Annotated in this window: 12 protein-coding genes and 1 tRNA gene; 10 read left to right on the top strand and 3 right to left on the bottom strand. The window is 56.6% G+C overall.

Going from position 1 to position 12256, the window contains the following annotated elements; all coding sequences use genetic code 11:
- Window positions 1-4: 4 nt before the first annotated feature.
- From psmB to rpiA, 5 genes are read left to right on the top strand one after another with little or no spacing between them, the layout of a single operon-like run.
- Window positions 5-616 carry an archaeal proteasome endopeptidase complex subunit beta gene (gene psmB, locus APY94_RS02580; protein WP_058938156.1) on the top strand — a complete coding sequence of 204 codons (612 nt, stop codon included), beginning with the start codon at window positions 5-7 and terminating at the stop codon, window positions 614-616.
- A gap of 10 nt (window positions 617-626) precedes the next feature.
- Window positions 627-2573 carry a beta-CASP ribonuclease aCPSF1 gene (locus APY94_RS02575; RefSeq protein WP_058938155.1) on the top strand — a complete coding sequence of 649 codons (1947 nt, stop codon included), beginning with the start codon at window positions 627-629 and terminating at the stop codon, window positions 2571-2573.
- A gap of 25 nt (window positions 2574-2598) precedes the next feature.
- Window positions 2599-3930, top strand: coding sequence for a pyridoxal-phosphate dependent enzyme (locus APY94_RS02570; RefSeq protein ID WP_058938154.1), 1332 nt, complete (start codon window positions 2599-2601; stop codon window positions 3928-3930).
- Between the two features lie 36 nt (window positions 3931-3966).
- Window positions 3967-4344 (top strand): hypothetical protein, encoded by a 378-nt coding sequence (locus APY94_RS02565; RefSeq protein WP_342667057.1) that lies wholly within the window; start codon window positions 3967-3969, stop codon window positions 4342-4344.
- 4 nt (window positions 4345-4348) lie between these two features.
- Complete coding sequence (rpiA, locus tag APY94_RS02560) at window positions 4349-5032, top strand: ribose-5-phosphate isomerase RpiA (protein ID WP_058938152.1); 684 nt, start codon at window positions 4349-4351, stop codon at window positions 5030-5032.
- 346 nt (window positions 5033-5378) lie between these two features.
- On the opposite strand, the gene APY94_RS02555 is transcribed toward rpiA, so the two are convergent.
- Window positions 5379-5456: transfer RNA gene (locus APY94_RS02555), tRNA-Pro, on the bottom strand.
- A 44-nt stretch (window positions 5457-5500) separates the two neighbouring features.
- Between APY94_RS02555 and APY94_RS02550 the strand changes: the two genes are divergently transcribed.
- The 4 genes from APY94_RS02550 (at window position 5501) to APY94_RS02535 (ending at window position 9525) form a co-directional block, all read left to right on the top strand.
- The gene (locus APY94_RS02550) at window positions 5501-6589 is read left to right on the top strand and encodes a glycosyltransferase (RefSeq protein WP_245610390.1); all 1089 of its coding nucleotides are present in this window, start codon (window positions 5501-5503) and stop codon (window positions 6587-6589) included.
- Window positions 6590-6685: 96 nt separating this feature from the next.
- Window positions 6686-7399: an RAD55 family ATPase gene (locus APY94_RS02545; protein WP_058938150.1), complete on the top strand. Its 714-nt coding sequence runs from the start codon at window positions 6686-6688 to the stop codon at window positions 7397-7399.
- Window positions 7400-7408: 9 nt separating this feature from the next.
- On the top strand, window positions 7409-7840 hold the full coding sequence (locus APY94_RS02540) for a hypothetical protein (RefSeq protein WP_058938149.1): 432 nt from the start codon (window positions 7409-7411) through the stop codon (window positions 7838-7840).
- On the top strand, window positions 7837-9525 hold the full coding sequence (locus APY94_RS02535) for a DUF4910 domain-containing protein (protein ID WP_058938148.1): 1689 nt from the start codon (window positions 7837-7839) through the stop codon (window positions 9523-9525). The genes APY94_RS02540 and APY94_RS02535 overlap by 4 nt, the downstream gene beginning before the upstream one ends.
- Here the strand turns inward: APY94_RS02535 and APY94_RS02530 are convergent.
- Complete coding sequence (locus tag APY94_RS02530; protein WP_058938147.1) at window positions 9522-9866, bottom strand: transcriptional regulator; 345 nt, start codon at window positions 9864-9866, stop codon at window positions 9522-9524. The genes APY94_RS02535 and APY94_RS02530 overlap by 4 nt on opposite strands.
- Window positions 9867-9954: 88 nt before the next feature.
- Window positions 9955-10605 (bottom strand): metallophosphoesterase, encoded by a 651-nt coding sequence (locus APY94_RS02525; protein WP_058938146.1) that lies wholly within the window; start codon window positions 10603-10605, stop codon window positions 9955-9957.
- A 504-nt stretch (window positions 10606-11109) separates the two neighbouring features.
- On the opposite strand from APY94_RS02525, the gene APY94_RS02515 reads away from it, so the two are divergent.
- Window positions 11110-11904 (top strand): nitrilase, encoded by a 795-nt coding sequence (locus APY94_RS02515; RefSeq protein ID WP_058938145.1) that lies wholly within the window; start codon window positions 11110-11112, stop codon window positions 11902-11904.
- Window positions 11905-12256 lie beyond the last annotated feature (352 nt).

The following is a 12256-nucleotide window of genomic DNA, read 5'->3' as shown; positions in this document are numbered from 1 at the left end:
GTAATTGACTGAAAAGCTAAAGGGGACGACTACGGTCGGCATTGTATGTAAGGACGGCGTAGTCCTGGCAGCGGACAGAAGGGCATCGCTGGGCAACATGGTGCTCTCAGAGAACGTTACCAAGGTCTTCTGGATAGACGACCACCTGGTCCTGGCCGGTGCCGGTAGCGTCGGCGACATTCTCAGCCTCGTCAGGCTTCTGAGGGCCGAGGCCAAGCTCTACAGAGCCAAGGTAGGAAAGGAGATGAGTGTTAAGGCCCTCGCAACACTGACTTCTAACATCCTTCACGGGAGCAGGTTCATGCCGTACTTTGGGTGGTTTCTCATAGCGGGCCACACCGGAAAGCCCGGGCTTTATTCGGTGGACATGGCCGGCGGGGTTACCGAGGACAGGTTCACGGCCGCCGGTTCGGGTATGGAGTTCGCCTTCTCGATACTTGAGGCGGAGTTTAAGGAGGAGATGACGCTGGAAGAGGGCGTTAAGCTCGCGCTCAAGGCAATAAAAGCCGCCACCAGAAGGGACGTTTTTACGGGCGGCGGCGTTACCCTCGTTACCGTCACGGATGAAGGATACAAAGAATGGAGCGAGGAGGAAATAAAGGGTCTTCTGGAATGAGGTGATACCGGTGATAAGAAGAGAGACCTTCGTCGAGGATATACTACGCGATATAAAAGCTGTAATAAGCCAGATGGTTCCGCCTGAGGCGAGGATAACCGACGTTGAGTTCGAGGGTCCCGAGCTGGTCATATACGTCAGGAACCCGGAGGCCATAATGCGGGACGGGGAGCTGATAAAGAACCTCGCCAAGGTTCTTAAAAAGCGCATAAGCGTCCGCCCCGACCCGGATGTTCTCCTCCCGCCAGAAAAGGCGGAGGACATGATAAAGGCCCTGGTTCCCGCCGAGGCGGAGATAACCAACATAAGCTTCGACCCGTCCGTCGGTGAGGTCATCATAGAGGCCAAGAAGCCGGGTCTGGTTATCGGGAAGAACGGCGAAACCCTGAGGCTCATAACCCAGAAGGTTCACTGGGCGCCGAGGGTCGTCAGAACCCCTCCGCTCCAGAGCCAGACCATCTACTCGATAAGGCAGATACTCCAGGCGGAGGCGAAGGACAGGAGGAAGTTCCTCCGCCAGGCGGGCAGGAACATATACCGCAAGCCGGAGGTCAAGAGCGATTGGATACGCATAACCGGTCTGGGAGGCTTCCGTGAGGTCGGAAGAAGCGCCCTCCTTGTCCAGACCAACGAGAGCTACGTTCTGGTCGACTTCGGTGTCAACATAGCTGCCCTCCGCGATCCCAAGAAGGCCTTCCCGCACTTCGAGGCCCCGGAGTTCCGCTACGTCCTCGACGCGGGTCTCCTGGATGCCATCATCATAACCCACGCCCACCTTGACCACAGCGGAATGCTGCCCTACCTCTTCCGCTACAAGCTCTTCGACGGGCCGATATACACGACTCCCCCGACCCGGGATTTGATGGTTCTTCTCCAGCAGGACTTCATCGAGATTCAAAAGATGAACGGTGTCGAGCCCCTCTACAGACCGAGGGACATCAAAGAGGTCATAAAGCACACGATAACCCTCGACTACGGTGAGGTCCGCGACATAGCCCCGGACATGAGGCTTACCCTTCACAACGCTGGCCACATCCTCGGATCGTCCATAGTGCACCTCCACATAGGCAATGGGCTCCACAACATAGCCATAACCGGCGACTTCAAGTTCATCCCGACTAGGCTCTTCGAGCCGGCCGTCAGCAGGTTCCCGCGCCTTGAGACCCTCGTCATGGAGTCCACCTACGGTGGAAGCAACGACTACCAGATGCCCAGGGAGGAGGCGGAGAAGAGGCTCATAGAGGTCATCCACCAGACCATCAGGCGCGGCGGAAAGGTGCTCATTCCGGCCATGGCCGTCGGTAGGGCGCAGGAGATAATGATGGTACTCGAGGAGTACGCCAGGATAGGCGGCCTTGAGGTTCCGATTTACCTGGACGGCATGATATGGGAGGCGACTGCCATACACACTGCCTATCCGGAGTACCTCAGCAGGCACCTGCGCGAGCAGATATTCCACGAGGGCTACAACCCGTTCCTCAATCCGATATTCAAGAGCGTAGCCAACTCACGCGAGAGGCAGGACATCATAGACTCCGGCGAGCCGGCCATAATCATAGCCACCTCGGGCATGCTCGTCGGCGGACCGAGCGTCGAGTACTTCAAGCAGCTCGCCTCGGATCCAAAGAACAGCATGGTCTTCGTGAGTTACCAGGCGGAGGGAACCCTCGGAAGGCAGGTGCAGCGCGGCCTCCGTGAGATACCGCTCGTCGGAGAGGGCGGAAAGACGGAGGTAGTCAACGTCAACATGGAGGTTCACACCATAGACGGCTTCTCCGGTCACGCCGACAGGAGGGAGCTCATAAGCTACATCGCGAGGCTCAGGCCCAGGCCGGAGCGCGTCATAACCGTCCACGGCGAGGCCCACAAGTGCCTCGACCTCAGCACGAGCATACACAAGAAGTTCGGCCTCTCAACGAGGGCCCCCAACAACCTCGACGCCATAAGGCTCAAGTGACAGCCCGGATTGAGAAGTGGTGAAAATGAAGGTCCGCTGTCCTAGCTGCGGGCGCCTCTATTCTTCCCTTATTCCCCCCAGGTGCTCCTGCGGGGAGCGTCTGGAGATATCCTACGATTACGAGAAAGTTGATCCGTCCAGGTGGCGGAACCGTGAACCCGGCGTCTGGAGATACAGGGAGCTTCTGCCGGACGTCCCTGAGGTCGTGAGCCTTCGGGAGGGGGGCACGCCCCTCATAAGGGCCAAACTCGGCCGCGAGCTTGGGCTCAACGTCTTCATCAAGGACGAGACCAGGAACCCCACTGGCTCCTTCAGGGACCGGCTCGCGACTGTTGCCGTCTCCCATGGCATGCCCCACGCAGAAAACGGCTTTGTGGTGGCAAGCAATGGGAACGCGGCTGCATCTCTTGCCGCGTATGCCGCAAGGGCTGGCAGACCTGCCTACACCGTCGTGCCGAAGCTCGTGGAGCAGGGCAAGCTCAATCAGATAGTAGCCCTCGGGGCGAAGATCATACGATACGGGGAGAGCGTGGACGAGAGCATAAGCTACGCGGAGGGGCTCGCGGAGGGCAAGGGACTCTACAACGTCACCCCGGAGAGCAATCTCGTCGGTCTGGAGGGGCAGAAGACGCTCGCCTTCGAGCTCTGGGAGGATTTGAATCCGACGCACGTGATAGTCCCGACTGGAAGCGGCAGCAACCTCTACAGCATCTACAAAGGCTTCGTGGAGCTCATCGAGGTGGGTGCGGTTGACGAGATGCCGAAGCTGATCACTGTTCAGGCCGAGAAGTGTTCCCCCATAGCGAGCGAGGTTCTCGGGACAGAACCGAAGGCCGAGCCCACGAAGGCCCTGGCCCTGTACGTGAAGAGTCCCGTCATGAAAGAGCTCGCCCTGAAGGCTATACACGCCAGTGGGGGAACGGCGGTTCTCGTCGGCGAGGACGAGCTTGACCTGGGGCAGCGGCTCCTTGCAGGGGAGGGGATATTCGCGGAGTACGCCTCTTCGGTTATCGTCCCGGCACTCCTCAAACTGGCGGAGGAGAATTATTTCGAACGTGACGACAGGATAGCCCTTATAGTGACAAGTTCGGGCCTCAAGGGGCATTACTCTGAGAGCAGGGAGAAGTTCAGCGTCGGGGGAACCAAGTTCGAGATACTGAAGCTGCTGAGCGGGAGGAGCATGTACGGCTATGAGATATGGGAGGCACTGGAGAAGCCGCTCAAGTACCAGGCCGTTTACCAGCACCTGCGCGAGCTCGAGAGCATGGGGCTTATCGAGGAGACCCACAGAAGGGGGAGACGGGTCTATTACGGGCTGACGGAGAGGGGCAGGGGGTTCCTTGAGACCCTGGGGTAGAAAGGTTTTAAAGCCCCTTTTAAAAGCTAGTCGTAGGTGAAGAATGTGAAACTGGCTATCGAGCATAAATTTTCACTCACAGTTTATCTATGGGGGATCATAACGGGATTAATCAGCGGAGTGGCCGCGGCAAAGATACAGTACGGGTGGCTCATAGGCCTGGCCCTGTACTTCGTCATCGACAGGTTCGTGCTCGCGGTCATCAAGGGACTGCCGCCTGAGATACCCGATGAGCGGGCAGTGCTCAAGAAGGCATTCTGGGGCTGGGCGCTGTTCTGGCTCTACTTCACGATGCTCAGCTATTCACTCATGATCAGCTTTACCCCGCAGTGTTACTCCAATCAGAGCCTGCTGTACAAGATGGTGGTGAACGGGAACGCCACCGTGACCTGTAACCTGACTTCCGTGGGGTGATCCTATGGAGGAACTCAAAAGGTCCGTCGCGAGGGAGGCGCTGAAGTTCATCGAGGACGACATGATAGTCGGCCTCGGCACCGGCTCGACCACGGCCTACTTCATCGAGTACCTCGGCAAGCTCATCATGGAGGAGGAGCTTGAGGACGTCTACGGCGTCCCGACTTCGTATCAGGCGAGGCTCCTGGCCCTCGAGAATGGCGTACCCGTTGTCGGCCTGGACGAGGTCGATGCGATTGATATAGCCGTCGATGGCGCCGACGAGGTTGACCCTTACCTCAACCTCATCAAAGGACGCGGTGCGGCGCTCACCATGGAGAAGATAATCGAGTACCGGGCAGGGACTTTCCTCGTCCTCGTTGACGAGAGCAAGCTCGTCGAGAGGCTCGGTCAGAAGGTTCCAGTTCCCATCGAGGTCATCCCGGCTGCATGGCGCGCCATAGCCGAGGAGATAGAGGTCTTCAACGCCACCGCCGAGCTGAGGATGGCGAGCAAGAAGGACGGGCCGGTTGTTACAGACAACGGCAACTTCATCCTCGACGCCAGGTTCCACCGCATAGACGACCCGCTTGACCTGGAGATAGAGCTCAACAACATCCCCGGTGTCGTGGAGAACGGCATCTTTGCGGACATAGCTGACATAGTCCTCGTCGGCACGAGGGAAGGCGTCAAGAGGCTCGAGCGCTGAAGTTTTCTTTTCTGCCCGCCCTGTTTTGGTTCTCCTGTTGTCGCCGGTAGCTGGAGCGTGCGTCCGAAAAGCTTCACTAAAAGTTCGTAGCCCATCACTAAAGGCGTCATTACAGCTGGTTTTCCAGATTAGGGCCTTCCTTTGTGAGAACAAATTACAGGAGCTCTTTAGAATGGGTTTGCTTTCTTTTGACGCCCGCGTCTAATTCAAGCCAAACCTATTCACGAGAAGCCATCTTGCGTGTTCTAACATTTAGGCGCTTATTCAAAGAGAAACCACTCATGAACTTGCACTTCGGGAGGGAGCTACAAATTTTGATGAAACTTTTCGCCAGAAAAGTTTCCTATGGTGGGGCCGCCGAGATTCGAACTCGGGTCCCCGGCTCCCGAAGCCGGAAGGATAGGCCAAGCTACCCCACGGCCCCACTGCCCGCTCTTAAGGACTTCGCAGTGTTTATAAAGTTTACGGATGTATTCAGGTGCACCGGAGGGAAGGGCGGTGAAGGTTTCTGTAATCATCCCGACGTACAATGAGAGAGACAACCTTGCGGAGCTTTTTGAAAGGATAGACGGGGCCCTGAAGGGCCACGACTACGAAATCATCGTCGTTGACGACGACTCTCCCGATGGGACATGGGAGTTCGCCGAGAGCCTGGCGGAGAAGTACCCAGTTAAGGTTATCCGTAGGACTGAGAAAAAGGGGCTCTCCTCCGCGGTTATCAGGGGCTTCAGAGAAGCTGCCGGCGACATCTTCGTCGTTATGGACGCTGACCTGCAGCACCCTCCAGAGGTTATTCCGGAACTCTTGAACGCCATTGAAAAAGGAGCCGACGTTGCCATAGCGAGCAGATACGTTCCTGGCGGCGGCGTTAAGAACTGGTACTGGTACAGGAAGCTCATATCGAAGGGCGCGATAATGATAGGCCGCCTGGCGCTTCCAAAGATACGGGACGTCAAGGACCCGGTGAGCGGCTTTTTCGCCCTCAGAAGGGAGGTTGTTGAGGGGACCGAGCTCAATCCAATAGGCTTCAAAATACTCATGGAGATTCTCATAAAAGGTAGATACAAGGAAGTCAAGGAGGTTCCCTTCACCTTTGGCCTGAGGCACGCCGGCGAGAGCAAACTGGGAACGAAGACCATGGTGAACTACCTCAAGCATGTTTATCGGCTCATGCGCTGGGATGGTGAGCTTGACAGGCTCATCAAGTTCACCCTCGTCGGCCTCTCAGGCGTCGTCGTGAACGAGGGCTTTCTGTGGGCCTTTGTGAACTTCCTCGGCTGGGACAAGATACTCGCCAACATCCCGGCGACCGAGCTGGCGATACTCAACAACTTCACCTGGAACGACCTCTGGACTTTCAGGGACCTCAAGAGAAAGCCCCTCTGGAGGAGGCTCGCCACCTTCCACGTCGCTGCCATCACGGGCGCGCTTGTCCAGTGGATCATCTACGCGGGTCTTGTCTATCTGGGCATGAACTACCTCGTCGCGAACCTCATCGGTATAGTGGTTTCCTTCATCGTCCGCTTCATCGTTAACCGGCACGTTACGTGGGGCTGAGCTTGTGGCGGTTGCAAGAGTTTGTTCTTTTTCCAATTTAGCTGCCCACATGCTTAAATATACCCTCCGTTTATTACCCAATGGGAGGTGAGTCCGATGTACGTTGGTGAGCTCCTTAAGAGCCTCGATAGGGCCTCATCCGGCGTCCCTGGACTGGATGATCTAATCGGTGGAGGGTTTCTTCCAGGAAGAGTTTACCTCGTGGTCGGTCCCCCTGGTAGCGGTAAGACAACCCTGGGTATCCAGTTTTTGATGAGTGGGGTGAAAAACGGTGAGAAGGGTCTCTTCGTGTCTCTGTTTGAGAATCCCCAGCTGATAACTCAGGACATGCTCCGCTACAACTTTGGGCTGCTCGGTCATGTTCAGGCCAAAAAAATTGTTTTCAATGACTTTGGGCAAATCCTGTTCGGGGCAGGTAGGAAGTTTGCCTGGGACGAACTCCTGAGGTCCCTGCTGGAGATAATCCGCAAAGAGGAAGCGAAGCGGGTTGTCATAGATTCATTCAATTCCCTAGAGTACTCGGTGGTGGATCCAGAGAACAAGAGGATGGCGCTGGGCAAGCTCATGCGCAAGCTGCATGAACTCGACGTGACGACACTTATAACCTCCGAAATGATGAGTTCCGAGAGCTATACCGATGAGTACTACCTCGCCGATGGTGTTATCGTCCTCCACCACTTCATGCGCAATTTCCAGATGGTGCGGGCACTGCAGGTTCTCAAAATGCGCGGAGTTCCCCACGACAGCAACCTGAAAAGAATACGCTTTACGGAGGAGGGCATCAGAGTTTATCCGGAGGCCCCGTTCTGAGGTGGTACCATGGGAAAGCAGGATGCAAAACGGCTCGTGAAAGAGGCCTATGAGTTCGGATACTTCGTGGGTTACAAAGGACACAGTGACTGGGCAGAATGGGTCAGAAGCACAAAGGAGGATCTGTACGCCCGCGCTGAGGAATTGGGTGTGTACCAGCTGGTCAAGGAGGCCTATGGCAGGGGCAGGATTGAGGGTGCCAAAAGACGCGAGGAGGAGATACACTTAAGTCTCATTGAGAAGGGCAGGATAGGGGGTGAGCGGGAAGAAAAACCCCTTAAGCCTGCCCCTCCGGAGGAAGAGCGCACCGAAGAGGAAACAATGCGCGTTGAGTTCGCCAGATTCATTGAAACGACACGGATTCTCATGCCCCCCGACCTGCTTGACAGCCTGAGGTTTGTCAAACCTCCCAAGATGCTCCATCTGGGTGATAAGGAATGAGACGTTTCCTAAAGGAAGCCGAGGTTTTTGATCCGAACAACGTGTTGCACTACATCGCTGAGATAAACCAGTTCCACCGCATACAGGGCTCGAAGGAGCTCCCTGAGGCGGTCCGCTTCATACTGGAGGAGCTCCGCATCTGGGGGATCGGCGCTAACCTCTACGAGGAGACCTACGACGGCGAGAGCCGGTATCTAACGCTCAAGTCGCCGATAGCCTGGGACGTCGTTAGGGGTGCCGTTGAGGTTCTTGGCAGGACCCTGACCACAGCCGGCACTCCCCTGGTGGTCATGGCCTATTCCCCTAGCGGGAGTGCAGAGGGTGAGGTCGTTCACGTTGCCCGGGAGGAGGACTGGGAAAAAGCACGGGGCAGGATAGTTCTAGTGGGACGCGAGTGGAGGGAGGCATACCGCAGGGCCAACGAGATGGGGGCGGTCGGCTTCATAGCCTACCGTGAGGGTACCGGGGAAGAGGTGCCCTACATAGGGCTCTTCCTCACAAAGGACGACCTTGAATGGGCCAAGATTCCCGCGGTGGCCGTCCCCGAGACCCTGGCCAGGAAAATCATCGGAAAGCTGAACTCGGGGGAGAGCGTGAGTGCGAGGATTGAGGTTGAGACGATGATAAACGAGCGCCAGGTCCTTCCGATCCTCTACGCTGAGATTGGGAGGCCGCCGTTCCTTCTGTTCACTGCCCACATCTGCCACCCGAAGCCGGGGGCGAACGACAACGCGAGCGGAAGCGCGATGCTGATGGAGCTGGCGCGTGTTCTGTCCCGCCTCTACGACGATTCATTCCGCTTTGGCTTCGCGTTTCTCTGGGTTCCGGAGTACTACGGAACGCAGGCCTTCATCGAGCGCCACGCCGACGTGGGGAAGTACTACGCGGCCATAAACCTCGACATGGTGGCGGGCAGTCCGGACAGAGCCGGCTCGACGATAATGCTGGTGAGAACACCCGTCTCCCGTTTCTCGGTGGTCTCGGGGATCCTCGAGTACTACCTCGACCTGGCGAACGAGGCCGGAAAAAGCTTCTCGGGGAGCCCGCTGCCCATGCTCAGAGTGAAGAGCTTCCCGTACGAGATGGGCAGCGACCACGATGTCTTCAACTTCTTCGGAATCCCAGGAACGATGCCCATAACCTGGCCCGACCGCTTCTACCACTCCAGCGGGGACACCATCGATAAGGTCAGCAGGGAGAGCGTTGAGGTCATTGGGAGGGCCGTCCTCGCGACCGCCCTGGCCCTTGCGAAGGGTGATGGGGAGGAGCTCCAGCGCTTTGCGCGTGGATACACCATGAAATACCTGGGTGAGCTATCGAGGGAGAGAAAAACGGACGAGGTTGAGCGCCTTGTGATGACGGGCCTCGCCAGGGACTCGCGGTTCCTGGGCATTGAGAGCGGCCACAGGTTTGAGCCGGAGCCCTGGCTGACGTGGAAGGTCAGGGGCTTACTGTCGGAGCGCCTCATAAGAGAGGCCGACGAAAAGCTCGCCGAGGAGTTCGGTTCGCTGACCCGGGACCGGCGGGTTCTGGTACATCTCCATGAACTGCTGATGCTCGCGGAACTACTTCCCAAGGAGCGGGCCTTTGAGGCGCTCAGGGAGGAGTACGGGGAAATCGATGAAGAAAAGCTGGAAAAGCTCGTGGGAATCCTGGAGGCTGTAGGAATCGTGGAGCGGGCTTAGTTCCTGCTGGATTTGGAGCCGCTTTTCAACTCCTGCTCCAGCTCGTTTATTCTCTTTACGAGGCTCTGCTTGATGTTTTCAAGGACCTCGCTCGGGGAAACGGCGCTGTACGTGTAGCCGAGCCAGCCCTGCTGGATGAGGGTTCTCCTCAGAATGCCCCTCCGGTAGAGGCTGAGCACGTGCTCCCTGACCGAGCGTTCGCTTATCCCGAGCTCCCTCTGTATCTCGGTTATCCTCATCGGCTCCTTCTTGTCAAGCAGAAGCCGATAAATCCTCAGCTCAGTCTTTTTGACCCCAAGGGAACGAAGCAGCGCCTCAAGCTTTTCGTAGACATCACTCATCCCACTCACCTGATATGTCCATTTTCCCACCTATGAAGGATTATTTTCATATGGGTTATAAACTTTGCCCGCGATGTTTGGAACGCCCTCATCGGAGGTTTACCCTGCCCAGGTAAATTCCCTCCGGGAGGAACAGCTCCACCGAGCCAACCCCTTTCAGAAACGGCACCATTCTTATTCCGTCCCCCACGTTGAAGCCCTCTATGAACGGGTTTATCGTGGGCAGTATGAGGAACCTTCCGGAGCGGACGAAGACCTTTATCTTCCTCGAAACACCGCCCCTTTTGAGGGTGTACGCGGGATGGATGTGGCCGAGGTACGCCTCCTCGAACTCTACCCTAGGCAGTCCGGTGTGGCCGTGGAGGAAGAGCCTGTCGTCCACCAGCAGGTGGTCGGTCACCTCGACGTGGGGGAACTTCCCGGCGACCTCCTCTATCTTCCCGTCATGGTTTCCCTTTGTTACGGCCGTTGGGATTTCCCTGAGGCTCGAGAAAAAGCCCATAAGGAGGCGTTTCATCGTGAAGCTCAGGCCTATCGGCTCCTTCAGATCGCCGAGGATGATGAGAAAGTCCGGATCCATTCCGGCGATGAACTCCGCCAGGTGCTCCTCGAAGCGCGTTCTTACCCTCAGCCCGCGTGACAGCTCGAAACCTATGTGAGGATCCGCTATAAGAAGCGTCCTCCCGCAGGAGGTCTCAATCTCCAGTGAGAGGCTCTCGAAGTCCTTAAAAGAGTGCATGGGACCACCGAAAACGGTGAGGAAAAGGAGGAGCATCAGATGAGTCCGCGCTCCTTCCTGCGCTGCCTCTTGAGTCTCCTGACCCTCTTCTTGATCCACTTCCACCTCATTCTTCCCTTCTTCTTCCACTTCCTCGGGCGCCTCTTCATGATCATCACCCCTGAGTTTCTCTCAGGGGTTAGCTCCGGAGGTTCCTTTTTAAGCTTTTCCGTGGGGAAGGGTCGGTACTTTTCGTACGGCTAAAAAGGTGCATGGACACCCGTAAGCGGGGAAAATGGCACGGGAGAGCGGGTTTCCGGTTCTTCAATTTCTCGCCGGCTTGTGTCCTTGTTATGGCAAGTAGGAAGTCTAAAATAGGCGTTGGCATGTATGCGTTGCTGTTGATATCGCAATCATGTTTTGGTGCCGTTTGGAGTGATTTACATCCTGTTACTGTGGTATGCTTCCTGGAAATCCATCCGCTAACCTTATCAACTTCTCAGCCCAACACCGAACGGTGATGGCATGAAGGTGGCTTACGTTCAGATGGAACCCGTTTTTCTAGAACCTGAGGCGAACTACTCCCGGGCAGAGGAGCTGATACGTGCCGCCGCCGACGAAGGCGCGGAACTCGTAGTCCTTCCGGAGCTCTTTGACACTGGCTACAACTTCAGAAGCAGGGAGGAGGTTCTGGAAGTCGCGGGTCAGATACCCGACGGACCCACAACCCAGTTCCTCATGGAGCTCTCCAGAGAGCTTGGTGTCTTCATCGTCGCGGGGACCGCGGAGAAGGACGAGAGGGGAAGGCTGTACAATTCCGCGGTCGTTACCGGCCCAATAGGCAGCGGCTACATAGGCAAATACCGCAAGGTTCACCTCTTCTACCGTGAGAAGCTCTTCTTCGAGCCAGGGGATCTGGGCTTTCATGTTTTCAACCTCGGGATTGCAAAGGTTGGCGTTATGATATGCTTCGACTGGTTCTTTCCGGAGTCCGCGAGAACACTCGCCCTCAAAGGGGCCGACATCATAGCCCACCCCAGCAACCTGGTGATGCCCTACGCTCCCAGGGCGATGCCTATACGGGCCCTGGAGAACCGTGTCTACACGATAACCGCCAACAGGATCGGCGAGGAGTTTGGATTGAGGTTCATAGGTAAGAGCACGATAGCATCGCCGAAGGCCGAAGTGCTGGCGATGGGGAGTGAGGATGAGGAGGAGGTCGCCGTTGTTGAGATAGACCTCGGGATGGCGAGGAACAAGAAGCTCAACGAGATGAACGACGTCTTCAGGGACAGGCGCCCCGAGCACTATGCCCTGTGATTGCATCTCCCTTTTCTTTTGTGTGCTGTTATCATCGTACTATTATGATCATGAAACCCCAATTTCTTTGGAAAGTGACCAATACCTCTGTCAGCAGGTTCCGGATTTTCCAGTGGTGGAGCGGTGTATGTTGGAGATTTTACATCAATGGGGCTCTGTGGGGGCTCCGCTTTCTGTTTGGGGGCCTGTTTCGAAAGGGTTTTAAGAATAAAAGCCGTAGAATGTCGATGGTGACGAAAATCAGGGGCTACATCCTTGTGGGGGTTCTCCTGCTGGTGGCACTGGGCGTGGGGCTAGCCGCCAATGCCGCCGTGTTCCTGCCCAGCGCATCGTATCAGAGGGGCTACTTTGG

The organism is Thermococcus celericrescens, assembly GCF_001484195.1.
GTDB classification, from domain to species: Archaea; Methanobacteriota_B; Thermococci; order Thermococcales; family Thermococcaceae; genus Thermococcus; species Thermococcus celericrescens.
Note: the sequence above shows the minus strand (reverse complement) of the source record. Positions and strands in the feature narration are given on the sequence as shown.

What these genes read in the sequence shown, in the direction of transcription:
- APY94_RS02530 (WP_058938147.1), bottom strand. Translation starts at nt 9,866, where the DNA reads ATGAGTGATGTCTACGAAAAGCTTGAGGCGCTGCTTCGTTCCCTTGGG.
- APY94_RS02525 (WP_058938146.1), bottom strand. Translation starts at nt 10,605, where the DNA reads ATGCACTCTTTTAAGGACTTCGAGAGCCTCTCACTGGAGATTGAGACC.
- APY94_RS02545 (WP_058938150.1), top strand. Translation starts at nt 6,686, where the DNA reads ATGTACGTTGGTGAGCTCCTTAAGAGCCTCGATAGGGCCTCATCCGGC.
- APY94_RS02550 (WP_245610390.1), top strand. Translation starts at nt 5,501, where the DNA reads ATGTATTCAGGTGCACCGGAGGGAAGGGCGGTGAAGGTTTCTGTAATC.
- APY94_RS02540 (WP_058938149.1), top strand. Translation starts at nt 7,409, where the DNA reads ATGGGAAAGCAGGATGCAAAACGGCTCGTGAAAGAGGCCTATGAGTTC.
- rpiA (WP_058938152.1), top strand. Translation starts at nt 4,349, where the DNA reads ATGGAGGAACTCAAAAGGTCCGTCGCGAGGGAGGCGCTGAAGTTCATC.
- APY94_RS02515 (WP_058938145.1), top strand. Translation starts at nt 11,110, where the DNA reads ATGAAGGTGGCTTACGTTCAGATGGAACCCGTTTTTCTAGAACCTGAG.
- APY94_RS02570 (WP_058938154.1), top strand. Translation starts at nt 2,599, where the DNA reads ATGAAGGTCCGCTGTCCTAGCTGCGGGCGCCTCTATTCTTCCCTTATT.
- APY94_RS02535 (WP_058938148.1), top strand. Translation starts at nt 7,837, where the DNA reads ATGAGACGTTTCCTAAAGGAAGCCGAGGTTTTTGATCCGAACAACGTG.